This window comes from Mobilicoccus massiliensis (genome assembly GCF_000826525.2).
In the GTDB taxonomy this organism is placed as follows: domain Bacteria; phylum Actinomycetota; class Actinomycetes; order Actinomycetales; family Dermatophilaceae; genus Mobilicoccus; species Mobilicoccus massiliensis.
The window spans coordinates 1-26227 of sequence record NZ_LN651328.1 but is presented as its reverse complement, the minus strand read 5'-3'; the positions used below and the strand labels follow the sequence as shown (position 1 = coordinate 26227).

Annotated in this window: 20 protein-coding genes; 6 read left to right on the top strand and 14 right to left on the bottom strand. The window is 70.4% G+C overall.

Annotated features, from left to right (window positions below):
• Positions 1-34 precede the first annotated feature (34 nt).
• Positions 35-1624 carry an acyl-CoA mutase large subunit family protein gene (locus BN1197_RS06180; protein ID WP_040157370.1) on the top strand — a complete coding sequence of 530 codons (1590 nt, stop codon included), beginning with the start codon at positions 35-37 and terminating at the stop codon, positions 1622-1624.
• 120 nt (positions 1625-1744) lie between these two features.
• Positions 1745-2929, top strand: a complete 1185-nt coding sequence (locus BN1197_RS06175) for an amidohydrolase (RefSeq protein WP_040157367.1) — start codon at positions 1745-1747, stop codon at positions 2927-2929.
• On the opposite strand, the gene BN1197_RS06170 is transcribed toward BN1197_RS06175, so the two are convergent.
• The gene (locus BN1197_RS06170; protein ID WP_052466108.1) at positions 2912-3757 is read right to left on the bottom strand and encodes an RDD family protein; all 846 of its coding nucleotides are present in this window, start codon (positions 3755-3757) and stop codon (positions 2912-2914) included. The genes BN1197_RS06175 and BN1197_RS06170 overlap by 18 nt on opposite strands.
• Before the next feature lie 50 nt (positions 3758-3807).
• Here BN1197_RS06170 and BN1197_RS06165 point away from each other — a divergent pair, with 50 nt between their 5' ends.
• A complete protein-coding gene (locus tag BN1197_RS06165) occupies positions 3808-4809 on the top strand; it encodes a stage II sporulation protein M (protein ID WP_040157364.1) in 1002 nt (333 codons plus the stop codon).
• Positions 4810-4828: 19 nt separating this feature from the next.
• On the opposite strand, the gene BN1197_RS06160 is transcribed toward BN1197_RS06165, so the two are convergent.
• The 6 genes from BN1197_RS06160 to BN1197_RS06135 all read right to left on the bottom strand — a co-directional run bounded on the left by BN1197_RS06160 (position 4829) and on the right by BN1197_RS06135 (position 10687).
• A complete protein-coding gene (locus BN1197_RS06160) occupies positions 4829-6151 on the bottom strand; it encodes a DUF58 domain-containing protein (protein WP_040157361.1) in 1323 nt (440 codons plus the stop codon).
• Between the two features lie 8 nt (positions 6152-6159).
• A complete protein-coding gene (locus BN1197_RS06155; protein WP_040157359.1) occupies positions 6160-7200 on the bottom strand; it encodes an AAA family ATPase in 1041 nt (346 codons plus the stop codon).
• Positions 7197-7568 (bottom strand): hypothetical protein, encoded by a 372-nt coding sequence (locus BN1197_RS06150; protein ID WP_217991162.1) that lies wholly within the window; start codon positions 7566-7568, stop codon positions 7197-7199. The genes BN1197_RS06155 and BN1197_RS06150 overlap by 4 nt, the downstream gene beginning before the upstream one ends.
• Complete coding sequence (locus tag BN1197_RS06145) at positions 7565-8593, bottom strand: DUF4350 domain-containing protein (protein WP_425437376.1); 1029 nt, start codon at positions 8591-8593, stop codon at positions 7565-7567. Before BN1197_RS06145 ends, BN1197_RS06150 begins: the two co-directional genes overlap by 4 nt.
• A gap of 161 nt (positions 8594-8754) precedes the next feature.
• Positions 8755-9429, bottom strand: coding sequence for a DUF4129 domain-containing protein (locus BN1197_RS06140; protein ID WP_052466105.1), 675 nt, complete (start codon positions 9427-9429; stop codon positions 8755-8757).
• Positions 9430-9436: 7 nt separating this feature from the next.
• Positions 9437-10687 (bottom strand): DUF7847 domain-containing protein, encoded by a 1251-nt coding sequence (locus tag BN1197_RS06135; RefSeq protein WP_040157357.1) that lies wholly within the window; start codon positions 10685-10687, stop codon positions 9437-9439.
• Positions 10688-10767: 80 nt separating this feature from the next.
• Here BN1197_RS06135 and BN1197_RS06130 point away from each other — a divergent pair, with 80 nt between their 5' ends.
• Entirely contained in the window at positions 10768-12210 is a 1443-nt protein-coding gene (locus tag BN1197_RS06130) for an NAD(P)H-quinone dehydrogenase (protein WP_040157354.1), read from the top strand.
• 1023 nt (positions 12211-13233) lie between these two features.
• Here the strand turns inward: BN1197_RS06130 and BN1197_RS06125 are convergent.
• The 7 genes from BN1197_RS06125 to BN1197_RS06095 form a co-directional block, all read right to left on the bottom strand.
• On the bottom strand, positions 13234-15039 hold the full coding sequence (locus BN1197_RS06125; protein ID WP_040157351.1) for an acetyl/propionyl/methylcrotonyl-CoA carboxylase subunit alpha: 1806 nt from the start codon (positions 15037-15039) through the stop codon (positions 13234-13236).
• Between the two features lie 118 nt (positions 15040-15157).
• A complete protein-coding gene (locus BN1197_RS06120) occupies positions 15158-15646 on the bottom strand; it encodes a hypothetical protein (protein ID WP_141397234.1) in 489 nt (162 codons plus the stop codon).
• Positions 15647-15908: 262 nt separating this feature from the next.
• Complete coding sequence (locus tag BN1197_RS06115) at positions 15909-17639, bottom strand: ABC transporter family substrate-binding protein (protein ID WP_040157347.1); 1731 nt, start codon at positions 17637-17639, stop codon at positions 15909-15911.
• Positions 17636-19807 (bottom strand): dipeptide ABC transporter ATP-binding protein, encoded by a 2172-nt coding sequence (locus BN1197_RS06110; RefSeq protein WP_040157344.1) that lies wholly within the window; start codon positions 19805-19807, stop codon positions 17636-17638. Before BN1197_RS06110 ends, BN1197_RS06115 begins: the two co-directional genes overlap by 4 nt.
• Complete coding sequence (locus BN1197_RS06105; RefSeq protein WP_082043681.1) at positions 19804-20970, bottom strand: ABC transporter permease; 1167 nt, start codon at positions 20968-20970, stop codon at positions 19804-19806. Before BN1197_RS06105 ends, BN1197_RS06110 begins: the two co-directional genes overlap by 4 nt.
• A 1-nt stretch (position 20971) precedes the next feature.
• Entirely contained in the window at positions 20972-21961 is a 990-nt protein-coding gene (locus BN1197_RS06100; protein WP_040157911.1) for an ABC transporter permease, read from the bottom strand.
• Between the two features lie 247 nt (positions 21962-22208).
• Positions 22209-22613: a MerR family transcriptional regulator gene (locus tag BN1197_RS06095; protein WP_040157343.1), complete on the bottom strand. Its 405-nt coding sequence runs from the start codon at positions 22611-22613 to the stop codon at positions 22209-22211.
• Positions 22614-22698: 85 nt separating this feature from the next.
• Between BN1197_RS06095 and BN1197_RS06090 the strand changes: the two genes are divergently transcribed.
• Together BN1197_RS06090 and BN1197_RS06085 are read left to right on the top strand one after the other, a co-directional pair.
• A complete protein-coding gene (locus BN1197_RS06090) occupies positions 22699-23874 on the top strand; it encodes an acyl-CoA dehydrogenase family protein (RefSeq protein WP_040157342.1) in 1176 nt (391 codons plus the stop codon).
• 254 nt (positions 23875-24128) lie between these two features.
• Positions 24129-25721, top strand: coding sequence for an acyl-CoA carboxylase subunit beta (locus BN1197_RS06085; RefSeq protein WP_052466104.1), 1593 nt, complete (start codon positions 24129-24131; stop codon positions 25719-25721).
• Positions 25722-26227: the final 506 nt, after the last annotated feature.

Below are 26227 nucleotides of genomic sequence, written 5' to 3'. Positions count from 1 at the left end.
CCGCGAACGCCCCCGCGCCTCTACCCTGAACGTCATGGGTGAATCAACGGCACGTACTGAGTCCGATCTGGAGATGCGGTCGGTCTATTCGGCCGCCGACCTCGACGGCTTCGACCCCCAGGCTCGCCTCGGTGAGCCCGGCAAGTATCCGTTCACACGAGGCGTCTACCCGACGATGTACACGGGTCGTCCGTGGACCATGCGTCAGTACGCCGGCTTCGGCACGGCCAAGGAGTCCAACGAGCGGTACAAGCAGCTCGTCGCCGCGGGCACCGGCGGGCTCTCGGTCGCCTTCGACCTCCCCACGCAGATGGGGTACGACTCCGACGCCCCGCTGGCCTCGGGTGAGGTCGGCAAGGTCGGTGTGGCGATCGACTCGATCGACGACATGCGGGTGCTCTTCGACGGCCTGCCGCTCGGCGACATCTCGACGTCGATGACGATCAACGCCCCCGCCTCCACGCTGCTGCTCATGTACCAGCTCGTCGCGGCCGAGCAGGGCGTCGACTCCACGCGGCTCGCCGGCACCATCCAGAACGACGTGCTCAAGGAGTACATCGCCCGCGGCACGTACATCTACCCGCCCAAGGAGTCCCTGCGGCTCATCAGCGACATCTTCGCGTACTGCTCCAAGGAGATGCCGCGCTGGAACACGATCTCGATCTCCGGCTACCACATGGCCGAGGCCGGCGCGACGCCCGCGCAGGAGGTCGCATTCACGCTCGCCAACGCCAAGGAGTACGTCAAGGCGGCGCAGGCCGCGGGCCTCGACGTCGACACGTTCGCCCCGCGGCTGTCGTTCTTCTTCGTCGCCCGCACCACGCTGCTCGAGGAGGTCGCGAAGTTCCGTGCGGCCCGGCGCATCTGGGCGCGCATCATGAAGGAGGAGTTCGGCGCGCAGAACCCCAAGTCGCAGATGCTGCGGTTCCACACCCAGACCGCCGGTGTGCAGCTCACCGCGCAGCAGCCCGAGGTCAACCTCATCCGCGTCTCGCTGCAGGGGCTCGCGGCCGTGCTCGGCGGCACCCAGTCGCTGCACACCAACTCCTTCGACGAGGCCATCGCCCTGCCCACGCAGAAGGCCGCGCGGCTCGCGCTGCGCACCCAGCAGGTCATCGCGTACGAGACCGACGTGTGCAAGACCGTCGACCCGTTCGCCGGCAGCTACGTCGTCGAGTCGCTCACCAACGACCTCGAGGACAAGATCTGGGAGCTCATCCAGGCGGTCGACGACCGGGGCGGCGCGGCGGCCGCCATCGAGCAGGGCTTCCAGAAGCAGGAGATCGAGCGTTCGGCCTACGACCAGCAGCTCAAGATCGACACCGGCGAGCGCATCGTCGTCGGCCTCAACAAGTACCAGATCGACGAGGACGAGAAGTACGTCCCGCTGCGCGTCGACCCGGCCATCGAGGCCGAGCAGCACGAGCGGCTCGAGAAGCTGCGTGCGGCGCGCGACAACGCCAAGGTCGAGCAGGCGCTGGGCGACCTGCGCAAGGCCGCGGAGGGTCGCGAGAACCTGCTGTACCCGATGAAGGACGCGCTTGCGGCCAGCGCCACGGGCGGCGAGGTGAGCAACGCGCTGCGTGACGTCTGGGGCGTCTACACCCCGGTCGACGCGTTCTGATCCCGCGCCGCGCACGGCACGACCTGCACCACCCATCACGGCGGTGACACTCGATACCGGGTGTCACCGCCGTGGCCGTACACTCGCGTAGTTGTGGACCTGGAACGCGTGATCTCCTCAATGAGTCGGATGCTCGGCGGCCTCGACGAGGAGCTTCTCGACTTCCGCCGGGATCTGCATCGCAATCCCGAGCCCTCGTGGCAGGAGGTGCGCACCACCCGGGTCGTGCTCGACCGCCTCGCCGCGGCCGGCATCTCCGCCGAGCGGCTCGACCAGACGGGGGCGGTCGTCGATCTCGGCGCCGGCGATCCCGAGTTGCGCGTCGGTCTGCGGGCCGACCTCGACGCGCTGCCTCTCACCGAACGCACGGGCCTGGAGTTCGCCTCCCGCCGTCGCGGCGTCGCGCACGCGTGCGGCCACGACGTGCACACCACCGCGCTCGTCGGCGCCGCACTCGCGCTCGCCGAGCACGAGGACGAACTGCGGCGGCAGGGCATCGCGGTACGGCTCGTCTTCCAGCCGGCCGAGGAGTCGATGCCCGGCGGTGCGCGGGTCGTCCTCGACCACGGTCTCGTCGACGACCTCGACGTCATCTTCGCCCTGCACTGCGACCCGCGTCGTGACGTCGGTGAGATCGGTCTGCGCACCGGCCCCATCACGGCGGCGGGGGATCAGGTGACCGTGCGCCTCACGGGCCACGGAGGTCACACGTCGCGACCGTTCCTCACCGAGGACCTCATCTTCGCCCTGGGCAAGGTCGTCACCGATCTGCCCGGTGCCCTCTCCCGCCGCATGGATCCGCGCGCGGGCGCCCTGCTCGTCTGGGGCGGAGTGCACGCGGGTGGGGTGCCCAACGTCATCCCGGAGTCCGGGGAGGTCACCGGCACGCTGCGCATGCTCGACGCGAGCGCGTGGCACGGCATCGGGCCGCTGCTCACCGAGCTCGTCGAGGCGGTCGTCGCCCCCTACGGCGTGCAGGCCGAGTTGCGGCACGTGCCCGGAGTCCCGCCGGTCGTCAACACGGGGTGGGGCATCGAGGCGCTCGAGTCGGCGGCGGTGCATCTGCTCGGGGCGCAGGCGGCCCGGCCCACCGAGCAGTCTCTCGGTGGGGAGGACTTCGCCTGGCTGCTCATGAACCGGGAGGGGGCGCTCGGCCGTCTGGGCACCCGCACGCCGGGTGGCCCGACCTACGACCTGCACCGCGGCGATCTCGTCATCGACGAGCGCGCGGTGGGCATCGGGGCTCGCATGTACGCGGCGATGCCGTTCACGGCCGCCGCCGCCCGGTCATCCGTGGCGCGCTGACGCACTCGCGGCAGCCCCGGGCGCCGGAAACAGCCGCTCACGCCGTCGCCGCTGCCGGGTGAGTCGCACGCCCTCGCGGCGGCGGCGTTCGGCGAGCACGGCCTGGAGGATCTCGTGCGGTGGTGTGCCCGCCGGCGGGGGCGGGGAGACGTGCGCGAGCACCCGGTCGGCGAGCGAGGCGTCGAGGCGCCGGCTCGCCTCGTCGGTGAACTGGGCGCGCTGGGCGAGGGAGGAGCGCACGAGCGCCGCGAGGTCGTCGGGCAACCGGCCGAGGTCGGCACTGCGGGCCCAGGGCTCGAGCGGCGGAGGCATCGGCGGCGCGGGCGGCAACTCGAGGCGCAACCGGTCCCGAGCGACGTAGGTCCCGGCGGCCATGTCGCCGAGGCGCCGGGTGGGGGAGCTCGCGAGCAGGGCGATGAGGGCGATCGAGCCCATCGACCCCCACACCTCGACGACCCCCACCAGATGGCGGGTGACGAGGCGCCGCAGGTCGGCCGGGGCGCCGTCGTCGCGAACGGTGCGCAGCCCGGTCACGACCTTGCCGACGGTGCGTCCCCAGCGGCGCTCGCACGCGACGGGCAGCCCGACGAACACCGCGACCTGCAACACGATGATGATCGCGGCGATGACCGCCTCGTCCGCCCCGGCGCCCGTTTTCCCCAACATCCCCAGCAGCCGAAAGACCGCGAACTGCAGCACGATCGAGACGAGCACGATGACGACGACGTCGATGAGACCCGACAGCATGCGGATCGGTGGCCCCGCGACCGGCAACGCGACGACGACCGCCTCGCCGGTGACGTCGTCGCTGCGCTGAGCTGTTCGCATGGCCTCAGCGTAGGGGGAGGCGCACTCCCCTCCGCCCTACAGTGGTCGGCATGGACGTCGACGCCTTCACCGCCGCCCATCGCGACACGTGGGCGCGACTGGAGGAGCTCTGCGCACGTCAGCGCCTGTCGCCGGCCGAGACCGACGAGTTCCTCGACCTCTACCAGCGCACGACGACGCACCTGTCGCTGGTGCGCTCGTCGATTCCCGACCCCTACCTCGTGCCCTACCTGTCGTGGCTCGTCGCGCGGGCTCGCGGCCGAGCTCACACGCGCGGCCACCGAAGGCCCGTACCCATGGCGGTCGTCGACTTCCTCCTGGCCGGGTTTCCCGCCGCGCTGTACCGGATGCGGTGGTGGTGGCTCTCGGTCCTCGTGGTCTCTGTGCTCTACACCGCCGGCGCGTGGTGGTGGTTCTCGGCGCACCCCGAGGCCCTGTTCGCGGCGGGCGACTCCGAGGCGGCCCGGCGCTACGTCGACCACGACTTCGTCGACTACTACAGCCACTACCACCCGGTGAGTTTCTTTCTCCAGGTGTTCACCAACAACGCGTGGATCAGCGCGCGGCTCATCGTCCTCGGCGTCCTCGGGTTGCCGGTGTTCGTGCTGCTCCACGTCAACCTCGCCGGGCTCGCGGCGGCGGGCGCGCTGCATGCGGTCTACGGGCGGGTCGACCAGTTCTTCGCCTACATCACCCCGCACGGGCTGCTCGAGCTCACGGGCGTGTTCGTCGCCGCCGGCGTGGGGTTGCGGCTGTTCTGGTCGTGGATCGAGCCGGGCCCGCGCACGCGCATGGCCGCGCTCGCCGAGGAGGGGCGGATCGCGGTCGGCGTCGCCCTCGGCCTCGTGGCCCTCTTCCTCGTCGCGGCGTCGATCGAGGCGGGGGTCACGCCGTCGGGGTGGCCGACGGGCGTACGCATCGGGATCGGTGTGGTCGTCGAGGCGCTGTTCTTCGCCTACGTGTTCGTGCTCGGACGCCGGGCCGCGCGAGCCGGGGCGACCGGCGACGTCGAGGGGGACGCGGTCGTGGCCGAACTGCCCACTCGGGCCTGACACGCGGTCGGCGAGCGTCTCACAGACGTCCCCGCCCCTTGAGTGCGAGGTAGGTGCGGCACAGGTCGAGGGGCAGTTGCGACGGTGGCCGGTCGAGCACGGTGACGCCGAGCCCGGCGAGTACCTCGGCGGTGCGCCGGCGCCGCGCGAGGGTCTGCTCGGCGGCCGCGGCCTCGTAGACGAACCGCGCGGAATCGTCGCCGGCCGGGACGTCGGTGTCGAATTCGGCCATGCGCGTCAGGCCCGGGTCCTGGACCGAGGCGACGACGACCCGGTGCCGGGCTCCGAGCGCGTCCAGTGCCGGCAGGAGGGTCTCCTCGACGACGACGGGGTCGAGGGTGGTGAGGAGCACGACGAGGGCGCGGCCGCGGGTCAGGCCGAGGACGGTCGCTGCGAGCCGCGGCCAGTCGGCCTCGAGCAGCGAGGGGTCGAGCGGGGCGAGGAGGTCGACGACCTGGTGCAGTCGGTCCTCCCGGCCGGCGCCACGACCGCCGGGGGAGACCACGCGCACGTCGCGGTCGCCGGCGACGAGGTCGACGCGATCACCGGCACGAGTGGCGAGGGCGGTGAGCAGCAGCGCGGCGTCCATCGCGGCGTCGAGACGAGGGACGTCGCCGATGCGGCCGGCCGACGTCCGCGAGGTGTCGAGGACGACGACGATCTGCCGGTCGCGCTCGGGGCGCCACGTGCGTACGACGGGGTCGCCTCGTCGGGCCGTCGCGCGCCAGTCGATGCTGCGCACGTCGTCGCCGGGCACGTAGTCGCGCAGCGAGTCGAACTCGGTGCCCTGGCCGCGGGTGCGCATCGCCGAGCGTCCGTCGAGCAGTCGCAGCTCGGCGAGCAGACCGGGCAGGTGTCGACGGGAGGGAAAGTCGGGCAGCACCCGCACGGTGCCGGGGACGGTGAGCGATCCCTGGCGGCCGGCGAGCCCGAGGGGGCCGAGCGTGCGGATCGTCACCCGGTCGGCCCGTAGGTCCCCGCGCCTCGTCGGACGAAGCATGGTCGTCAGCTCGGCGGCCGCTTCGGAGGGCAGGTCGAGGCGGTGGCGTTCTCCGGTGGCTCCGGCGGAGGGCTGCCACGCGTCCCGCAGGAGGCCGCGGGCCCGGCGGCGGGCGTCGTTGCGCACGGTGAGCGTCGTCGCGGTCTCCTCGCCGAGCCGCGTCGGAGCGACCGGCCCGCGGGTCGTCGCGATGCGGGCGTGGCGTGGTGCGAGCAGCACGTCGGTGACCACGGCGGTGACGACGAGCGCGACCCACGCCCATGCCGTGACGACGCTCGGCACGAGGAGCACCGGCACGAGACCGAGCGCGAGCAGCGCGACCGTGCGCCAGGTGATCGCCATCGCAGCCCTCAGCGGGGTACGGCGACCGACGCGAGAGCGCTCGCGAGGGCGTCGGCGGCCGTGACCCCGTCGAGCTCTGCCTCCGTACGGAGCATGAGCCGGTGCGCGAGGGTGGCGTGGGCGAGGGCCTTGACGTCGTCGGGGGTGACGAACATGCGGCCGTCGAGCCACGCCCACGCCCGGCTCGTCGCGAGCAGGGCCGTGGTGCCACGGGGGCTCACGCCGAGCGCCACCGACGGCAGCGATCGCGTCGCGCGCACGATGTCGACGATGTACTCGCCGACCTCACGCGACACCGAGACCTCGCGCACGGCCTCGGCTCCCGCGAGCAGCTCGGCCGGGCCGGCGACGGGGCGGATGCCGGCGGCCTGGAGGTCTGCGGGGTCGAAGCCGCGGGCGTGGCGGCGCAGCACCTCGACCTCGTCGTCGCGGCTCGGCAGGTCGACGTGCAGCTTGAGCAGGAACCGGTCGAGCTGCGCCTCCGGCAGCGGATAGGTGCCTTCGTACTCGACGGGGTTCTGCGTGGCCGCGACGAGGAACGGGGAGGGCAGCCGGTGTGGAGTCCCGTCGACCGACGCCTGACGCTCGGCCATCGCCTCGAGCAGCGCCGCCTGGGTCTTGGGTGGGGTGCGGTTGATCTCGTCGGCGAGCAGGAGGCCGGTGAACACCGGCCCGGGGCGAAAGACGAAGTCGCCGCGGTGCTGGTCGTAGACGAGGGAGCCGGTGAGGTCACCGGGCATGAGGTCGGGGGTGAACTGCACGCGGGTGGTCTCGACCGACAACGCCGCGGCGAGGCTGCGCACGAGCAGGGTCTTGGCGACTCCGGGAACGCCCTCGAGCAGCACGTGGCCGCCGGTCAGCAGCGCGATGATCAGCCCGGAGACGGCCGCGTCCTGGCCCACGACGGCCTTGCCGACCTCCGTGCGCACCCGCTGCAGAGCCGCCCGGGCCTCGGGCGCGGCGTCGTCCTCGCGGGCGCCCGGCGCCGGTGAAGGGTCTGGCGTCGCACCGGGTGACGCATCCGGTGCCGGGGAGTGGTCGTCGGTCATGACGTGCGGACCTTCCTGCGGAGTCGGCGCAGCTCGCGGGCGTGGGCGAGGAGCTCGCGCTCGGGGACGGGGCGGGTGAGCAGAGCATGGACGTCGTCGGCGGTCGTATCGGGCAGTGCTGCGGCGATCGCCCGGGCGATCTCGGTGAGCTCGGAGTCGGGACGCAACCGGAGTGCCTGCCGCAGATCGTCGGCGGCGGCGTCTCGCAGGATGCGAGCGATCGCGTCGGGGTCGCCGGCCCGCCGATAGAGCCGGGCCCGGGCGCGGGTCGTCTCATCGGCGGGAACCGCGACGGGCAGGGGCTCGGTGACGAGGGGGCCCAGGCGGCGCCCCCGCCAGAGCGCGAGCGCGAGCAGGGTGAGCGTCACGAGGACCAGCACGGGCAGGGCCCACGCGGGCGGGTCGACCGACCCGGGTGTGCCCAGCGGCGGATCGTCCTCGGCCGGCGGCGGCACGAACCAGACGACCCGCTCACCACCGGCGAGCAGCCGCATCGCGATCGCGGCGTGGGCCTTGCGGGTGATGCCGACGTTCGCGAACACCTCCGGCTGCCCGAGTACCGTCGTCGCCGGCCGCGACCCCGCGGCCGGCACGTCNGGGCCCGGGCGGGGGTCGTATCAGCGGCGGGAACCGCGACGGGCAGGGGCTCGGTGACGAGGGGGCCCAGGCGGCGCCCCCGCCAGAGCGCGAGCGCGAGCAGGGTGAGCGTCACGAGGACCAGCACGGGCAGGGCCCACGCGGGCGGGTCGACCGACCCGGGTGTGCCCAGCGGCGGATCGTCCTCGGCCGGCGGCGGCACGAACCAGACGACCCGCTCACCACCGGCGAGCAGCCGCATCGCGATCGCGGCGTGGGCCTTGCGGGTGATGCCGACGTTCGCGAACACCTCCGGCTGCCCGAGTACCGTCGTCGCCGGCCGCGACCCCGCGGCCGGCACGTCGAGATAGGCACCTGCGGCGGCCGCGGCATCGCCGTCCTCGTCGGCGTCGGGAAAGCAGGTCGCGGCCTGCCCTCGACTCGTTCGGTAGAGGGCAGCACCCGCTGCGAGTTCGTCGGCCGGATCGAGCACGGCGGTGTCGCAGCTCGCGACGAGGGTGCTGCGCGACCGTCCCGCCGGCCGCGCGTCGATCCGCAGCTTGCCGAGCACCTCCGCCGACGGTGTGACGAGCACGAGCCGTGCCGCCGACTCCAGTGAGGAGAGCGTCTCCAGCGACGACGCGGGCAGCAGATCCGCACCCGGCACGACGACGGTCGTCTCCTCTGAGTGCTCGCTGACGGCCGCCCGCAGTTCGGCGGTCGAGCGAGCGGTGCGTACGTCGACACCGCGGTCGGCGAGGACGTGCGCGATCGCCCGCGATCCGTCGGGTCCGGGGTCGTCGGGATCGAGCGGCATCCGCCGTCCACTGCCCGCCGCGAGGACCGAGGCCACGGCGAGCACGATGACGGCTGTCAGCCCGAGGGCGACGCGCCAGGAGAGACGCCCCCGGCGCCGTGGCCCCGACGCGCCGGCCCGCACACCGGGCGGTGCCGCGCGGTGGTCGTGGCGAACGTCGGTCACCGCGGCACCTCGATCCCGGAGAGCGCTGCCGCGTCGCTCGCCGCGCCGGTCTTGGGCGGCAAGGCATCGAGGGTCCGGTCGAGGTCGAGCATCTCGGCGGCCTGCGCGGCACCCGCCCGCTCGCCGCCGTAGAGCACTCGGGCGAACGTGCGGTCCGCCGCGCGGATGCGAGCGGAGAGGTCGGGGTGCGCGGCGCCGAGGGCGAGGCCGACCTCGTGCGCGGTGAGGGCGGGGGAGCCGTCCACGATCCGTCGATCCACGGCCTGCGCCGTGACGGCGCGAAACGCGTCGACGACGGCCTCGTCGAATCGTCCCTCGCGCTGGTGGGCCTGCGCCCTGGCCCGGTACTCGGTCGCCGTGAGCGCCTCGCCCGCTCCGAACACGACGTGACCCTCCGAAGACGAGGTCGTCTGCCGCCGCCGACGGACGAGCACGAGCACGAGGACGGCCACGGCCGCGACGGCGAGCGCGACGAGGACGGGCAGGAGAACCGCGCCGAGTCCGTCACCGGCTCCGGGCGCTTCGAGGAGTTCGACGAGCCACAGTTGTGCCAGGCCCCGCCACGAGCGCCAGTAGGTCGGGTCGAGCAACTCGTCCCTGAGCGCGCGGCGCGCCTCGTCGACACCCGGCGGCGCGGCTGCGGCGAGGTGGAGCACGAGGGGTGGGATCACCGCCGAATCAACGCCGCTCGGCCTCGGCGAGCAGATCGACGGCGAGCGCCTCGGTGCGGAACCGGCGATCGAGGTAGATCATCGCGGTGACCGCCGACTGGTACGGGCGGATGAGCGTGGCGACGACCACCGACAACGCGGCGATGACGACGAACCAGAGCAGCATCGCGGGCCCCACGGTGGCCGCGCCGGCCTCGGCATCGAGCCCGCCGACGCTGCCGAGTATCACCAGGGCGAAGACGGCGAGCGCGGGGAACATGAGGATCGAGGAGGCGATCGTCGTGAGCAGCCACACGGCCACGATGAGGCCCAGCGCCTTCCACCAACCGCCCCGGAGCAGGTGGAACGAACGTCGCATCGCCGCGATCGGTCCGGAGTGCTCGAGCACGATGACGACGGGGGCCAGCGACAGCGACACGTTGACGTAGACGACCGCCGCGAACGTGAGGAGGCCGCCCACGCCGAGAACGACGAGCACGACCGTCCACTGCTCGGTCACGACCGCCCAGACGACGCCGGCGATCAACGGCGCCATCAGCAGCGCGTTGATGAGGAACTGCAACACGGCGTACCCGATGAGGGCCGGGATGCGCCGTTTCATGCCGTCCCAGCTCTGTCGCATCGTCAACCGTCGGCCCAGGGCCGCATCGGCGATGGGCACGATGAGGAGCCCGCTGAGCACGAACGTCGCGAGGCCGGTCACGGCGTTGGCGAGGTTGATGACCCACGAGCCCGGGTCCTCGCCCTCACTGATGGCGGCCAAGGAATCCGTCAGGAGAACCGGGACCGCGATGAGCGCCGACACCAGTGTCGCGACGGCCATCGCGACGAACGACAGGCCGAACAGCGTCTTGGGGTTGAACCGCAGCACCCCGAACGAGGTCTCGAGGACCTCCCAGAACGTCAGGGGGCGCAGCGGGATCGGCCCGGGCCACAGCTCGGGCACGCCATTCGGTCCGACCCGCCGGAACCCCTCGCGGGCGTCTGCGGGGCCGCGCTCGTACTCGCGCCCCGGCTCCGGGCCCGTCGACGCCCAGGGGGTCGCGGGCGGCTGCGAGGTGGTGTCGTTGGCCGGGGCGTCGGTCGGCGAGTTGGTCGACCAGTCGGTCCCGGAGTCGGGTGGCGTCGCCTGCTCGTGCGGCGTCGACGCCCCCGGAGGGGTGAGCCGCTCCCCGTTCTGTGGTGTGCGTCCGCTGCGCGCGTCGCCCCAGCCGTCGTTCCAGTCGTCGCCCCGCGTGGGGTCGTCCCACTGAGTCATCGAACCTCCCCGTGATGTCACCTACCAGCCATGATGACCTAACCACCGTCCTCCTGTGACGCCCACCGCTCTCTGAGAGGATGGGAGGCGTGACTGAGCGACAGACCTCCGTGGTGGTGCTGGGCGGCGGGCCCGGCGGGTACGAAGCGGCCCTCGTGGCGGCGGCGATCGGCGGTTCGGTGACCGTCGTCGATCGAGACGGCGTGGGTGGCGCGGCGGTGCTGACCGATTGCGTGCCCAGCAAGGCGTTGATCTCGACGGCCGCGTACGTCGGCCAGGTCGAGGAGGCGAGCAAGCGCGGCGTCCATCTCGCCGAAGGTGCCGACGTCGACACCACCCTCGAACCCGAGCTCGTCGAGGTCAACGAGCGCATCCTCGGCCTCGCCCACGCGCAGAGCCACGACATCCGCGAGCGCCTCGAGACCGTCGGCGTCACCGTGCTCGACGGCACTGGCCGACTCACCGACGCCTCCACCGTCGAGGTGACGCTCGCCTCGGGTGAGACCCGCACGCTCACGGCCGACATGATCCTCGTCGCCACGGGCTCCACGCCCCGCGTCCTCGACACGATGCGGCCCGACGGTGAGCGCATCCTCACGTGGAAGCAGATCTGGGATCTTCAGGAGGTCCCAGAGCGTCTCGTCGTCGTCGGCTCCGGTGTCACCGGCGCCGAACTCGCACAGGCCTACCTCGGTCTGGGCAGCGAGGTCGTGCTCGTCTCCTCGCGTGACCGCGTGCTGCCGGGTGAGGACGCCGACGCGGCCGAACTCATCGAGAACGTCTTTCGTGCGCAGGGCATGGAGGTGCTCAACCGTTCTCGCGCGGCGAGCGTCGAGCGCACGGAGGACGGCATCGTCTGCACGCTGCAGGACGGTCGCACCGTCACCGGCTCCCACGCCCTCATCGCCGTCGGCTCCGTGCCGCAGACCGAGGGCCTCGGGCTCGCCGAGGCGGGCGTGGAGTTGTCGGAGAGCGGCCACATCGTCGTCGATCGCGTCTCGCGCACCACGGCCCGCGGTGTCTACGCGGCCGGCGACTGCACCGGCGTGCTGCCCCTGGCCTCCGTCGCCGCGATGCAGGGTCGCATCGCGGTCGCGCACGCGCTCGGTGACGCGGTCGCGCCCCTGCAGATCCGGGGGATCAGCGCCAACATCTTCACCGAGCCCGAGATCGCCACGGTCGGCACCGGCCTGGCCTCCCCGGCCGCCAAGGAGAAGGGGTCGCCCGTCGAGGGTGAGCCCGGTATCCGGCAGATCCTCATGCCGCTGGCCACCAACCCGCGCGCCAAGATGGACAACCTCAGCGAGGGCTTCGTCAAGCTCTTCGCCCGCGAGGGCAGCAACGTGCTCAAGGGCGGCGTCGTCGTCGCGCCTCGTGCCTCGGAGCTGATCTTCCCCATCGCCCTCGCCGTCCAGCAGCGCCTCACGGTCGATCAGGTGGCGGCCACGATCACGGTCTACCCCTCGCTTTCCGGCTCGATCACCGAGGCGGCCCGCCGCCTCCACGTCACCGTCGAGGACTGATCCGCTCACGTACCCGCTCGAACAGGCGGTTCCACCGGCGCGCTCGAACAGGCGGTTCCGTCGGCGCGCTCGAACAGGCGGTTTCACCGGCACATCCGCGCTCACACAGGCGGTTCCACCCGGTCACGACGCACAATCGTGCTCAGACAGGCGTTTCCACCCGTGCGAAGGAGAAGGGCCATGGTCGATCTGTCCGGAATGTGGCGTCGTGCGAGAGCCAAGGGCCGAGAGGTCGCCGCCGACGCTCCGGCGGGCGCTCGTCAGGCCGCCGGCGAGGCGCGGAGGACGGCGCGCGCCATGGGCGAGGTCATCGACGAGCGCACCGACGGCCGGTTCACCGAGGCGGTGGCGAAAGGCAACAGCGTCATCGGTGGCGTGGTGAGCAAGCCGTCGGAGGCCGTGGACGCCTACCGCAAGGAGGCAGGGCGTGGCACGCACCGCCCGGAGGGCCCCGACCCCCATCGACCGTCCCGAACCTCTCTGAGGCCGGCGCACCCGCCGAGTCCCCGAGGCCGCAGGGCCCACGGCACCCAGAACCGTGCCCAAACCGCCGAGACAGTAGCTTCGGGCCGCCACGTCAACCGCACGTGCACCTCCCGGCTGGCCCGAACCTACTGTCTCGGCGAGAGGACGCAGGACGGCGCACACAGACCAGGCGTCGCAACAGCAACGGAGCCCCCGCGAACCGGAACATGACCGCAGCGGGGCTGGGGCAGGATGCGCGGCGACTGGCTGGGTCTGGCGGGAGCGATCCGAGCCGCTAGGCGAGGAGCGCGGATGGTAGACGCCGCGCATCCTGCCCCAGCCCCGCGAAACCGCACCCAGACACCCCCGCGAAACCGCACCCAGGCACCCCCGCGAAACCGCCCAGGCGCCCCGCGCGAACCGCACCCGGACACCGGCGCGAACCGCACCCAGGCAGCCCGCGCGAACCTCACCGCGACCCCGTTCATCGCGCCCACCAAAAGCGCCGAGCCCCCGGCGAAGTACCGGAGGCTCGGCGCCATGCGTGCAGCGGAGAGGTTACTCGGCGTCCTTGATCTCGGCGAGGACGGCGCCGCTGGTGACGGTCTCGCCGACGTTGGCCTTGAGGCCGGTGAGGACGCCGGATTTGTGGGCGTTGATGGGCTGCTCCATCTTCATGGCCTCGAGGACGATGACGAGGTCGCCTTCGTTGACCGTGGCGCCTTCGTCGACGGCGATCTTGACGATCGTGCCCTGCATGGGGGCGGTGAGGGAGTCGCCGCCTGCTGCTGCTCCGCCGCGGCCGCCGGCGCCGGAGCGGCGGGGTGCCTTGCGGCGGGCGGAGTTTCCGCCGCCGCCGGTCGCGCCGCCGCCGATGGCGAGGTCGCCGGGGAGGCTGACCTCGAGGCGCTTGCCGCCGACCTCGACGACGACCTTCTGGCGTTCGGTCTCGTCGGTGACGGCGTCGGAGGCGGGGCCGGAGTAGGGCTCGATGGTGTTGTCGAACTCGGTCTCGATCCAGCGGGTGTGGACGGAGAACGGTTCGTCGCCCTCGGGGGCGAAGGCGGGGTCGTCGACGACGACGCGGTGGAAGGTGAGGGCGGTGGGCATGCCTTCGACCTCGAACTCGGCGAGGGCGCGGCGGGAGCGTTCCAGGGCCTGCTGTCGGGTGGAGCCGGTGACGATGAGCTTGGCGAGCATCGAGTCGAACTGGCCGGAGATGACATCGCCCTGTTCGATGCCGGAGTCGAGGCGGACGCCGGGGCCGCTGGGCGGGGAGAAGGTGAGCACGGTGCCGGGGGCGGGGAGGAAGCCGCGGCCGGGGTCTTCGCCGTTGATGCGGAACTCGAAGGAGTGGCCGCGGGCGCCGGCGAGCAGGTCGTCCTGGGTGTAGCCGAGTTCTTCACCGTTGGCGATGCGGAACTGTTCGCGGACGAGGTCGATGCCGGAGACCTCTTCAGTGACGGGGTGTTCGACCTGCAGGCGCGTGTTGACCTCGAGGAAGCTGATCGTGCCGTCGTTGGCCACGAGGTACTCACAGGTGCCGGCGCCCTGGTAGTTCGCCTCCTTGAGGATGGCGACGGAGGCGCGGATGAGTTCGGCGTTCTGTTCGTCGGTGAGGAACGGCGCGGGGGCCTCTTCGACGAGCTTCTGGTGGCGGCGCTGCAGGGAGCAGTCGCGGGTGGAGACGACGACGACGTTGCCGTGGGCGTCGGCGAGGCACTGGGTCTCGACGTGGCGCGGCTGGTCGAGGTAGCGCTCGACGAAGCATTCGCCGCGGCCGAAGGCGCTGACGGCCTCGCGGACGGCGGAGTCGAACAGTTCGGGGATCTCCTCGATGGTGCGGGCGACCTTGAGGCCGCGGCCGCCGCCGCCGTAGGCGGCCTTGATGGCGACGGGCAGGCCGTGTTCCTCGGCGAAGGCGACGACCTCGTCGGCGTCGGCGACCGGGTCCTTGGTGCCGGGCACCAGGGGGGCGTCGGCGCGGGTGGCGATGTGGCGGGCCTTGACCTTGTCGCCGAGGGAGTCGATGGCCTCGGGGGAGGGTCCGATCCACGTGAGTCCGGCGTCGATGACGGCCTGGGCGAAGGAGGCGTTCTCGGCGAGGAATCCGTAGCCGGGGTGGACGGCGTCGGCGCCGGATTCGCGGGCGGCGTCGAGGATCTTCTCTTGAACGAGGTAGCTGTCGCCGGGGGTCGAGCCGCCGAGGGCGTAGGCCTCGTCGGCGACCTTGACGTGGAGCGCATCGCGGTCGGGGTCGGCGTAGACGGCGACGGAGCCGATGCCGGAGTCCTTGCACGCGCGTGCGATGCGGACGGCGATCTCGCCGCGGTTTGCGATCAGTACCTTGCTGATGGGCGCCATGGACCGGACTCTAGCGCGCTCCCGATGTGGATGGATCGCTAGCAGGCCCACCGGCCGGGTGACCGAAACCACACTCGTGCCGCTCGCCGCCTGGTGCGGTGGTGCGGGGGCGCGCGGCTCAGCGCTTGCGTCGAGAGGCGGTGGTGCCGAAGACGAGGAGGAGCACGAGGATGAGGGCCGCGGCGCCGCGGTTGCTGAGTCCGTCGGGGTCGCGGGTGGCGTCGGCGGAGGCGGCGGTGCCGTCGCGTCCGGCGAGGCGGTCGAGGAAGTTCGGCTCGTCGGCGACGCGTTGTTCCGAGGGCTCGGCGGCGGGTGCACGGTCGACGGCACGGTTCTCGTCGGCGGATCCGGCGCGATCCTCCCGGCCGAGGAAGCGGTCGGATGCGGGGGGCGCGGATCCGTCCGAAGCCCGGTCGCGTGCGGTGCCGAGGCGTTCACGGTCGGCGGGTGCGCGGTCCCGTGCGGTCGGAGACGCGGTGGCTGTCGGGGTGGGGCGGTCGCGGGGGGTGGTGGCGTCGGTGACCTGGGTGAGGCCGAACATCCCTCCCCAGGCGAGCAGCAGCACGGAGAGGAGCAGCACCATCGGTGCCAGGCCGGGGTTCTTCACGGCGCCCACCCCCTCTCGTGTGTCCGGCGGCTCGAATCGGAGCGTGACTCCCCGATCTTCGCAGGATCGGCCGAGGTCTGTCGTTCCCGGGGCGGGGTGTGTCGCTCCGAGGGGAAGCTTTCACCGGATCGATCGGAGGAGAGAGTCGCCACATGGACACGCGTCAGGGCCGGCCCGAGGAACTCTCGGGACCGGCCCTGACGTCGGTCGGATCAGTCAGGCGGCGGGCGCGTCACCGCAGCCCGCCGCGACCCGTCACCGATCAGTTGTGGTTGGAGCCCTTCTCCCAGCCCACGTCCTCCCACTTCGGGGTGATGGAGGCGAAGAGGCCGGGACCGTAGTTGGCGATGCCCTTGCGGTGGGCGGCGATGATCGGTCCGCTCCACATGGGCATCTGGCCGTAGAGCTGCAGCCACTCCTTCTCGATGGCGTTCATCTCCTTGGCCTGGGCGGTCGGGTCGCTGATCTCGCCGACCTTCTTCATGCGGGCGTCGAGCTCGGGGGTGCCGACGGCGGCCATGTTGTTGGACTGCCCCGAGCACATCGTCTGGCACATCCCGCCGAGCGGGCTGTTGGTGCTCGGCGACCAGGCCATCGCGAGGAAGTCCCAGTCCTTCTTCTCCATGGCGGCACCGAACTGGGCGCTCGGGCGGATGTCGAGCTTGAGGTCGACGCCGATGGCCTTGAGCTGGTTCTGCGTGGTCTGGGCCAGGGCCGTCGTCATCGGGTCGTCGCCGAACGTCGTGTAGGCGACCGAGAGCTTCTTGCCGTCCTTGGCGAAGACGCCGTCGCTGCCCTTGGCGTAGCCCGCGTCCTGCAGCGTCTTCTCGGCGGCGGCCTTGTCGAAGGTGACGGGCATGTTGGCCTCGTACTCCGGCTGGAAGGGGAAGAACACCGCCGAGTCGAGCGGGGGCTCGGTGTAGTCGAGGCCGTTGAAGCGGACCTGCTTGAGCTGTTCGCGGTCGATGCCCTGCCACAGTGCCTTGCGCACGTTGACGTCCTTGAGTGCCTCGGCCTTGGAGTTGAACACGTAGACCGTGGTCACCAGGCGCTGGCTGCGGCGGATGTCGAGGTCGGGCGCTCCCTGGATCTGGTCGAACCGGGCCTTGTTGGCCACCCCGGTCACGTCGATCTCACCGTTCTTGAAGGCCGGGATCGTCGCCGAGTCCTCCATCTGGCGGAAGACGACCTGGTTGAGCAGTGGCTTGTTGCCCCACCACTTCTCGTTCGGCGTCAGGGTGATCGTCTGGGCCTGGGAGTCGAGCTTCGCGATCTTGAAGGGGCCGGAGCGCAGCTCGGGGTGCGGGTCGGTCTTCATCAGTGAGTTGAAGGCGTCCTTCTCACCGAGTTTGGGGTGGACGAGACCGGAGAACATCTCGGTGACCGGGTAGAAGGGCTTCTTCATCGTGACGACGACCTCGTCGGCGCTGGCACCCTGCTTGACCGACTCGATGTCCTCGTAGCCGGCGGTCGTTCCGGTGTTGTTGAAGCCCTCCTTGTCGACCGTGGCGCGGTTGGCCTTCCACGTCGATTCGAAGGTCTTCCAGTCGATCTTCGTGCCGTCGTTCCACACGGCCTTGGGGTTGAGCTTGTAGGTGATCACCTCTTTGCCGCTGCTGTCGTCCGTCTTCGGCATCTCGGTGAGGAACTCCGCGCGGGCCGAGGCGGTGCCGTCGGGCGCGTACTGGAACAGCGCAGGGTCGGTGGCCCGCTCGACGTCGTGCCAGGCCCCGAGGTTGCCGTCGGTGTGCCACCCGTTGAAGTTCGTGGGGAACGACTCGAGAGGGAGGGTGAGCGAACCGCCCTGCTCGAGGGAATTGCGGTCCTGCAGGTTGCGGGCGTCGAGGTTGCTCGCGTTCTCCGCACCGGGAGAGTTCCCCCCACCCTTGCTGTCTCCACCGCCACCGGTGTTGCCGCCGTCCGCGCAGGCGGAGAGCACGAGGGCGCTGCTCATGGCGACGGCGAGGGCGAGTTGGGTCCGACGACTCTTCATCGAGTGTTCCTTTCGGTGTGCGCCTGCGGCCGGTCGTCCGCCGACGTCGTGCTGCGGGCCGAGACCCGGGTGGTGACGAGCTTCTCCTCCGGAAAGAAGCATGCCTGAAGATGATCCGCCGCACCGGTACCGATGAGTGGCGGTTCCTCTGTGCGACAACGGTTTCGACGATCCTCGTCGAGCCCCTTGAACACGGGGCAGCGGGTCGCGAAGTCACATCCCTCGGGGCGTTCCAGTGGGCTGGGGAGGTCGCCGGAGAGCAGGATGCGTTGCCTCGTGCGTTCCTTGCCCGGGTCCGGAAGGGGGATCGCGGAGAGGAGCGCGCGGGTGTAGGGGTGGGTTGGGTGGTCGAAGACCTCGTCCACGTCCCCGATCTCGACGAACTTGCCGAGGTACATCACTCCGACGCGGTCGGAGATGTGCCGCACGACCGCGAGGTCGTGGGCCACGAAGAGGTAGCTGATGCCGAGCTGCGCCTTGAGGTGGTCGAGCAGGTTGATGACGCCGGCCTGAATCGACACGTCGAGGGCCGAGACCGGCTCGTCGAGGATGATGACCTTGGGGTTGAGCGCGAGGGCGCGAGCGATGCCGATGCGTTGGCGCTGGCCACCGGAGAACTGGGTGGGGAAGCGGTTGAGGTGGTCGGGCATGAGCCCGACGGTCCTCATCAGTTCGCGCACGCGCTTCTCGCAGTCGGCCCGGCTGTAGCCGGCGGTCTGCAGCGGCTCGGCGATGACCTCGAACACGGTGAAGCGGGGGTCGAGGGCGCCCATCGGGTCCTGGAACACGAGTTGCACGTTGCTGCGCAGCTTGGTGATCTCGGCCTTGCGTCTGACGTCCTTGATCGAGGTGCCGAGCACGACGATGTTGCCGTCGGTCTTCGGCGACATCTCCATGATCTCGAGCAGGGTCGTGGTCTTGCCGCACCCCGACTCGCCGACGATCGCCATGCACTCGCCTTCGCGGATGTCGAAGTCGAGCCCGTCGACGCCCTTGACGTCGCCGACCTGGCGCTTGAACAGCGTCCCCTTCATCAGGGGGAAGTGGCGGTGAAGGTTCTCGACGCGCAGAACCACCTCGCGCGGGCGCCGGGTGAGGGCGTTCTCGGCGACGGGCGGCACCGGGAAGATGTCCTCCGCGCCGTCGATGCTGCGCAGATCCTGGCTGCGGATGCACGCCGCCTGATGCCCGGGATCCACGCCCTGCAGCGGCGGTTCCCCGTCGAGGCAGGCGTCGACCGCGATCGGGCAGCGGGGGGCGAACGGGCATCCGGTGGGTTCGACGAGCAGGTTGGGCGGATTGCCCTCGATCGGCACGAGGCTGCGCTTCTCTGCGCTGTCGACGCGGGGGATCGAGCCGAGCAGGCCGACGGTGTACGGCATCCGGGGGCGCTCGTAGACGTCGTCGACCGGGCCCTTCTCCACGGGTTTGCCGGCGTACATGACCATGACCTCGTCGGCGATGCCGGCGACGACACCGAGGTCGTGGGTGATCATGATGACCGCGGCGCCGGTCTCGCGCTGGGCGATCTTGAGCACGTCGAGGATCTGCGCCTGGATCGTCACGTCGAGGGCCGTGGTGGGCTCGTCGGCGATGATGACGCGGGGGTTGTTCGCGATCGCGATGGCGATGACGACGCGCTGGCGCATGCCGCCGGAGAACTCGTGCGGGTAGGAGTCGACGCGCGTCGTGGGGCTGGGGATGCCGACGATGTCGAGCAGTTCGATGGCGCGGGCCCGGGCCTTGTCCTTGCCGATCGAACCGTGTGCGCGCAGCGCCTCGACGATCTGGTCGCCGACGGTGTGGACGGGGGTGAGCGAGCTCAGCGGGTCCTGGAACACCATCGCGATGTCCTTGCCGCGGTAACCCGACATCGCCTTGTCCGAGAGCCCGAGCAACTCGGTGCCGTTGTAGGTGATCGAGCCGGTGACTTTCGCGTTGTCGGCGAGCAGGCCCATGATCGCGAGCGAGGTGACCGATTTGCCCGAGCCGGATTCACCGACGATGCCGAGCACCCGGCCGGGTTGGAGGTCGAAGTCGACGCCGCGCACGGCGTGCACCGATCCGGCCTCGGTGCCGAAGCGCACGTGCAGGTCGCGCACCGAGAGCACCGGCTGACCGGTCGTGGGGTTCGCGGCGTGCGATCCGGAGTTCTGTGCGGCGCTCATGCCCGCCCTCCTGACTTGCTGTTCGGGTCGAGCGCGTCGCGCATTCCGTCACCGATGAGGGCGAGGGAGAACGTGATGCACAGCAGGCAGACCGTCGGCCCCCAGAACATCCACGGGTAGGCCGCGAGTTGGCTGGCCGACTGCCCGATGAGCGATCCCAGGGAGACGTCGGGTGGCCGGACTCCGACGCCGAGGAACGAGAGCGCGGTCTCGGCGATGATCGCCGAATACGTGCCGGTGATGATGTTGACGATGAGCAGCGACCCGATGTTGGGGATGATGTGGCGTCGGATGATGTTCCAGTCCGAGACCCCCATGAATCCGGCGGCCCGCACGTACTCCCGTTCCCGCAGCGAGGCGGTCGTCGCACGGATGACACGGGCGAGACCCATCCACCCGAATGCGGTGAGCAGCAGCGCGAGGATGACGGCACTGCCGCCGGTCGAGCCCATGAACACCGCGACGATGAGGAAGTACGGCATGAGGATGAGCATGTCGAGGATCCACATGCCGACCTTCTCGCGGCGTCCTCCCCAGAATGCGATCGCGGTGCCGTAGATCGCGCCGAGAACGGGGGTGAGGATGCCGACGAAGAAGGCGATGAGCAGCGATTTTCCGGTGCCTCGCACGAGCATGGCCCACAGGTCGATGCCGCCACCGTTGGTGCCGAGGCGGTGCCCGCCCTGGCCCGGTCGGGCGCCGAGGTTGAGCAGGTCCTGGTCGAGGTAGGTGAACCGGTTGCCGGTGTTGCCGAAGAGTGCGAACAGGGTGATGAGCACCAACACGATGAGGCCGAGCACCGCGCCCTTGTTCCGCAGCAACCGGCGCACGATGAGCATGGTCTTGTTGGTGACCTTGACGCTCTCGCCCTCGGGGTCGTCGGGGTCTTCGAGGATCTGGGTCTCGATGAGGACGCCCTGTGGGATCGCGCCGCTGCCGAGTCGCGCGGCCGAGTTGGCACCGTCGGCAAGGGGGGTCGAGGGCAGGTAGTCGGGGTTCTCCTCGAGCGCGCGCTGACGCGAGGGAACGGGTGTCGTCTCCTCGACGTCGGCCGAAACGCCGTCGCCGGGCGGGGTGATGTTCTCCGCCGGGGGTCCCGCTGGGGTCTGCCCCTCGCGGGGGTTGTCGTCGGGGCCGGGACGACGGGAGGTGTGGTCGGTCATGTCAGCTCACCCGCGCTCTCGGGTCGACGATGGCGACGGAGAGGTCGGCCAGGATGGCGCCGATGGCGAACATCAGGCCGCCGAAGGCGACGCCCGCGACGGCGATGTTGACGCTCTGCGTGACGACGATCGCGTCGAGGGTCCACCGGCCGAGGCCCTGCCAGGCGAAGACGGTCTCGATGATGAAGGTGCCCACGAAGATGCCGGGGATCTGGAACGCGATGCTCTGCGCGACCGGGATGAACGAGGTGCGCAACGCGTGTCTGCTGATGGCCTGCATGCGGGTGAGGCCCTTGGCGCGGGCGGTGCGCACGTAGTCGGCGTTGACGTTGTCGAGCAGCAGCGAGCGTTGGAGGATCGTGTAGCCGGTGTAGGCGACGATCGTCAGCGCGATGGTCGGGAGGATGAGGTGCTGCAGTTCGTCCACGATCCGCGGCCACGTCTCGGCGGGGGCGCGCGGCGAGCGCATGCCGGTGACGTAGACGAGGCGGGAGCCGGCCGTCTCGTTGAGTTTGATGCCGCTCATCTGCACGAGCAGGTAGATGACCGGGGCGGGGATCACCGAGATGAAGTACGTGCCGTACGTGATGATCCGGTCGCTGATCTTGTACTGGCGGGCGGCGCCGATGACACCGAGCGCGACGCCGATGACGATCGAGAGGATCGTCGCGAGCAGCACGAGCCGGGCCGAGATGAGGGCACGCGCGAAGAACTGGTCGTTGACGAACGCGCCGTCGGCGCCGTAGCCCCAGTTCCAGTGGAGGACGATGTTGCTGAGCCACTGCCAGTAGCGCTCGAGGGCACTCATGTTCGGGTCGAGGTCGATGGCCCGCAGTTGTGCGTCGACCTGCTCGGGCGTCGGCCGCGGGGTGCGCTGCAGCAGTCGGGTCTGGGGCTTCATGAACCCCACGGCCGCGAAGTACGCGATCGAGGTGGCGACGAAGATCATGACGACGTAGTTCGCCATGCGCTTCGCGATGTAGATGATCAGGTCCATGACGCCGGTCTTCCGCGGTTCGGTGCCTGGGGCGTGGCCAGGGTGGTCTGGCGCATCGTCGTTCCTCTCGTCCTCGCGCGGGGTGTGCGCCGCGAGGCCTGTCGAAACCCCTTCATCCGAAGTGGAAGACGCCCCCGCGTGTTGGCGTGAAGCTAGCACCGCCTCGCCCGAACCGGTGGGAGAAATGGAACGATTCGACAGATCTTCGTGATCTTCCTGTGACCTCGGTCACCGACCTCGATCAGGCGAGGGCGTCGAGATCCTCTCGGCAACGGCGTTCGAGAACGTCGAGTTCGGCGAGCGCGACCTCGATGTCGGTGAGGCGCTGTGCGAGGTCGGCGCGGCGGGCGTCGATCTGGGCGAGGACGTACTCGAGCTGGCCGCGCTCGCCGGGGTGCTCGTCGTACATGTCGACGATGCGGCGGATCTCTTCGAGCGGAAAGCCCAGGCGGCGGCCGCGCAGCACGAGGTCGAGGCGGATGCGGTCGCGGCGGTGGAAGAGCCTCTGGGTGCCGCGGCGCTCGGGGGAGAGGAGGCCGAGCGACTCGTAGTGACGAAGCGTCCGATGGGTGACGCCGAACTCTTCCGCCACCTGCGCGATGGTGCGAGGCTCGGCTTCGACGGGCGTCTGCGGACGGGTTGTCACGTGGACAACGATGCTTTACGTTTACGTCAACGTCAAGCGCGACCGTTCCGCCGTCATGAAGCGTCAACGCCGAGAAGGGACAACGATGTTCGAGCTCACCGCCGACCACGAGGATTTCCGCCGTACCGTCCGCGATTTCGCCGAGGCGGAGATCGCTCCGCACGTCGGGGAGTGGGATCGCGAGTACCACTTCCCCGCCGACCTCATCCCCAAGATGGGCGAGCTCGGCCTGTTCGGCCTCGTCGTCCCCGAGGAGTTCGGTGGCCACGCCGGCGACGGCGGCGAGTTCACCTACCTCTGCCTCGCGATCGAGGAGCTCGGCCGCGTCGACCAGTCGATGGGCATCACGCTCGAGGCGGGGGTCGGGCTCGGCATCAACCCGATCCTCACCTACGGCACCCAGGAGCAGAAGGAGCGGTGGCTGCCCGACCTCGCCGCCGGTCGCGCACTCGCGGGCTTCGGTCTCACCGAGCCCGACTGCGGCTCCGACGCCTCCGGCACCAAGACCAAGGCCGAGCTGCGTGACGGCGAGTGGGTCGTCAACGGCTCCAAGGCGTTCATCACAAACTCCGGCACGCCCATCACCTCGGTCGTCACGGCCACGGCGCGCACCGGCACCCGCGAGAACGGCAAGCCCGAGATCAGCGCGATCATGATCCCCTCGGGCACGCCCGGGTTCGTGGTCGAGAAGGCCTACGACAAGCTCGGGTGGAACATCTCCGACACCCACGGGCTGACGTTCGACGACGTGCGCGTGCCCGAGGATCACCTGCTCGGCGAGCGCGGCAAGGGGTACGGGCAGTTCCTCGCGACCCTCGACGACGGCCGCATCGCCATCGCCGCGCTCGCGGTGGGGTGTATCGCCCGCATGCTCGAGGAGTCCGCCGAGTACGCGAAGACGCGCATGGCGTTCGGCCGGCCGATCGGCGCGAACCAGGGCGTGTCGTTCCAGGTCGCAGACATGGCGGTCATGCTCGAGACGGCCCGCCTGCTCACGTACCGGGCGGCGTGGCTCAAGGACGAGATGGACGCCGGCCGTCGTTCCCTGAGCGAGGTCAAGCAGGCCGCGTCGATCGCCAAGCTTTACACCTCGGAGGCCGCGGTCACCTCCACGCGGATGGCGACGCAGATCTTCGGCGGCAACGGGTTCATGGAGGAGTACCCCGTCGCCCGCTTCTACCGCGACAGCAAGATCCTCGAGATCGGTGAGGGCACCTCCGAGGTCCAGCGCATGCTCATCGCCCGCGCGTTCGGTCTCTGACGCTCGCATCGCCCCGCGTGGACCGGTGGGGATCGCCGCCCGAAGGGGGGGCGGACCTGCGTCGTCCTGACGACGGCCTGGCGCTGACCCGGCGCCGACGCAGGTCCGCCGGAGCCAGGTGGGACGGCGGTCTCGGCGTGGGGGACTCGTCCGCCCGCTTCGACCCCCCGCATCGCTTTGCCAGATAGCCTGCACGTGACGACGAGGACGCCCGCCGCGGCGTCCGCCCGCGCGTCCTGACAAGGAAGGTCGTGATGACCGACTCGATGAGCCGTACCGACGCCCCGTTCGCCGGGCCCACGGCGGGAGGCGACGCGCGCGTCGCCGATATCCGCCGGCGCCTCAACACTGCGCACGCCGCGTCGGCCACGCTGACCGAGAAGGCCAAGGCCAAGCTCGACGGCCAGGGCAAGATGTTCGTCCGCGATCGAATCGACCTGCTCTTCGACGAGGGGAGCTTCGTCGAGGACGGGCGGTACGCGAACGCGATGGTCGAGGGGCTGCCGGCCGACGGCGTGGTCACCGGCCGGGGAACGGTGGAGGGCCGGCCGGCGATCGTCATCGCGAACGACCCGTCGGTCAAGGCCGGATCCTGGGGCGCCCGCACGGTGGAGAAGATCATCCGGGCCACCGAGGCCGCGCTGCGTGAGGAGCTGCCGGTCTTCTGGTTCGTCGACTCGGCGGGTGCGCGCATCACCGACCAGGTCGAGATGTTCCCCGGTCGGCGGGGCGCCGGCCGCATCTTTCACAACCAGGTGGCGCTCTCGGGCCGGGTGCCGCAGATCTGCTGCCTGTTCGGGCCGAGCGCTGCCGGCGGCGCCTACATCCCGAGCTTCACCGACGTCATCATCATGGTCGAGGGCAACGCCTCGATGTACCTCGGCAGCCCACGTATGGCCGAGATGGTGGTGGGCGAGAAGGTCTCGCTGGAGGACATGGGCGGGGCACGCATGCACTGCACGGTCTCGGGAGTCGGAGATCTGCTCGCGACCGACGACGCCGACGCCATCGAACTCGCGCGCCTCTACTTCTCCTACCTGCCCTCGACCTGGCGCGAGGATCCGCCGGTGTACGCGGTCGAGGAGCCGGCCGAGCCGCTGACGCGAACGTCGGTGCCCGAGATCGAGAGCGTGCCGTTCGACATGCACGACGTCATCGACGGGCTCGTCGATGACGAGTCGTTCTTCGAGATCAAGACCCTGTTCGCCCAGGAGCTCATCGTCGGCTTCGCCCGGATGGAGGGGCGCACGGTCGGGCTCGTCGCCAACAACTCGGCGGTCAAGGGCGGAGTGCTGTTCACCGACTCCGCCGACAAGGCGGCCCGGTTCATCTGGCAGTGCGACGCGTACGGCATCCCGCTCATCTACCTCGCCGACGTGCCCGGCTTCATGATCGGCTCGGAGGTCGAGCGCGGCGGCATCATCCGGCACGGCGCCAAGATGGTGAGCGCGGTGTCGGAGGCCACCGTTCCGCAGTTCTGTGTGATTGTGCGCAAGGCCTACGGGGCCGGGTTGTACGCGATGGGGGGTCCGGGCTTCGGGCCCGACGCGACCATCGCCCTGCCCACGGCCCGCATCGCGGTCATGGGCCCGGAGGCCGCGGTCAACGCCGTGTACGCCAACAAGATCGCCCAGATCGAGGACGAGGCCGAGCGCGCCGAGTACGTCGCGGCCCGCCGTGCGGAGTACGAGACCGACGTCGACCTCGAGCGACTCGCCGCCGACCTCGTCATCGACAGTGTCATCGAGCCCGACTGCCTGCGCGCCGACCTCGTCCGCCGGCTCACCTACGCGCGTGGGCGGGAGCGGTACTTCTCGGCTCGTCGGCACGGAGTTCCCCCGGTCTGATGCGCGTCTGAAACGTGGCGTCGCAGCCCACCCGGCAGGATGACCTGCGCGTTCGCACACGCTGGACATATCGGCTCGGCCTTTCCTCGGCGAGGGGGCCGGGCCGATTTGCGTCTCGGAGCCGCCGCGTCCTATGGTTCTCGGGTTGCCCAGAACGGGGTTCGCATCGCGAAAACCGGCACTAACCGGCCGATTTGACCGGGTCGCTGGGCCACAGTAAGTTTCAACAGCACCTGAACGGCAGGTGACAACGAAGTCCACAACTCGACTCAGAGTGAACGGCCAAGTTGACACCGTTAAGTTGAACAGGTAACCTTGAGGGGTTGCCCCGGAGGGCGAGCGTCTGAACCAGGCGCTGGCTAGCGAGTGCATCCGATGCTTGAGAACTCAACAGCGTGCCAAAAATCGATGCCAATTGTTTGTTGGTTGATCGTCAATGGATTGATCAGCTGGGTTTGAATTTCTTTTATGGAGAGTTTGATCCTGGCTCAGGACGAACGCTGGCG

Bases quoted from the DNA above. Each gene is read 5' to 3' on its own strand.
- BN1197_RS06090 (WP_040157342.1), top strand. From the start codon at position 22,699: ATGTTCGAGCTCACCGCCGACCACGAGGATTTCCGCCGTACCGTCCGC.
- BN1197_RS06170 (WP_052466108.1), bottom strand. From the start codon at position 3,757: ATGCGAACAGCTCAGCGCAGCGACGACGTCACCGGCGAGGCGGTCGTC.
- BN1197_RS06135 (WP_040157357.1), bottom strand. From the start codon at position 10,687: ATGACTCAGTGGGACGACCCCACGCGGGGCGACGACTGGAACGACGGC.
- BN1197_RS06180 (WP_040157370.1), top strand. From the start codon at position 35: ATGGGTGAATCAACGGCACGTACTGAGTCCGATCTGGAGATGCGGTCG.
- BN1197_RS06110 (WP_040157344.1), bottom strand. From the start codon at position 19,807: ATGAGCGCCGCACAGAACTCCGGATCGCACGCCGCGAACCCCACGACC.
- BN1197_RS06130 (WP_040157354.1), top strand. From the start codon at position 10,768: ATGGGAGGCGTGACTGAGCGACAGACCTCCGTGGTGGTGCTGGGCGGC.
- BN1197_RS06160 (WP_040157361.1), bottom strand. From the start codon at position 6,151: ATGGCGATCACCTGGCGCACGGTCGCGCTGCTCGCGCTCGGTCTCGTG.
- BN1197_RS06085 (WP_052466104.1), top strand. From the start codon at position 24,129: ATGACCGACTCGATGAGCCGTACCGACGCCCCGTTCGCCGGGCCCACG.
- BN1197_RS06155 (WP_040157359.1), bottom strand. From the start codon at position 7,200: ATGACCGACGACCACTCCCCGGCACCGGATGCGTCACCCGGTGCGACG.
- BN1197_RS06125 (WP_040157351.1), bottom strand. From the start codon at position 15,039: ATGGCGCCCATCAGCAAGGTACTGATCGCAAACCGCGGCGAGATCGCC.
- BN1197_RS06165 (WP_040157364.1), top strand. From the start codon at position 3,808: ATGGACGTCGACGCCTTCACCGCCGCCCATCGCGACACGTGGGCGCGA.
- BN1197_RS06175 (WP_040157367.1), top strand. From the start codon at position 1,745: ATGAGTCGGATGCTCGGCGGCCTCGACGAGGAGCTTCTCGACTTCCGC.
- BN1197_RS06105 (WP_082043681.1), bottom strand. From the start codon at position 20,970: ATGACCGACCACACCTCCCGTCGTCCCGGCCCCGACGACAACCCCCGC.
- BN1197_RS06115 (WP_040157347.1), bottom strand. From the start codon at position 17,639: ATGAAGAGTCGTCGGACCCAACTCGCCCTCGCCGTCGCCATGAGCAGC.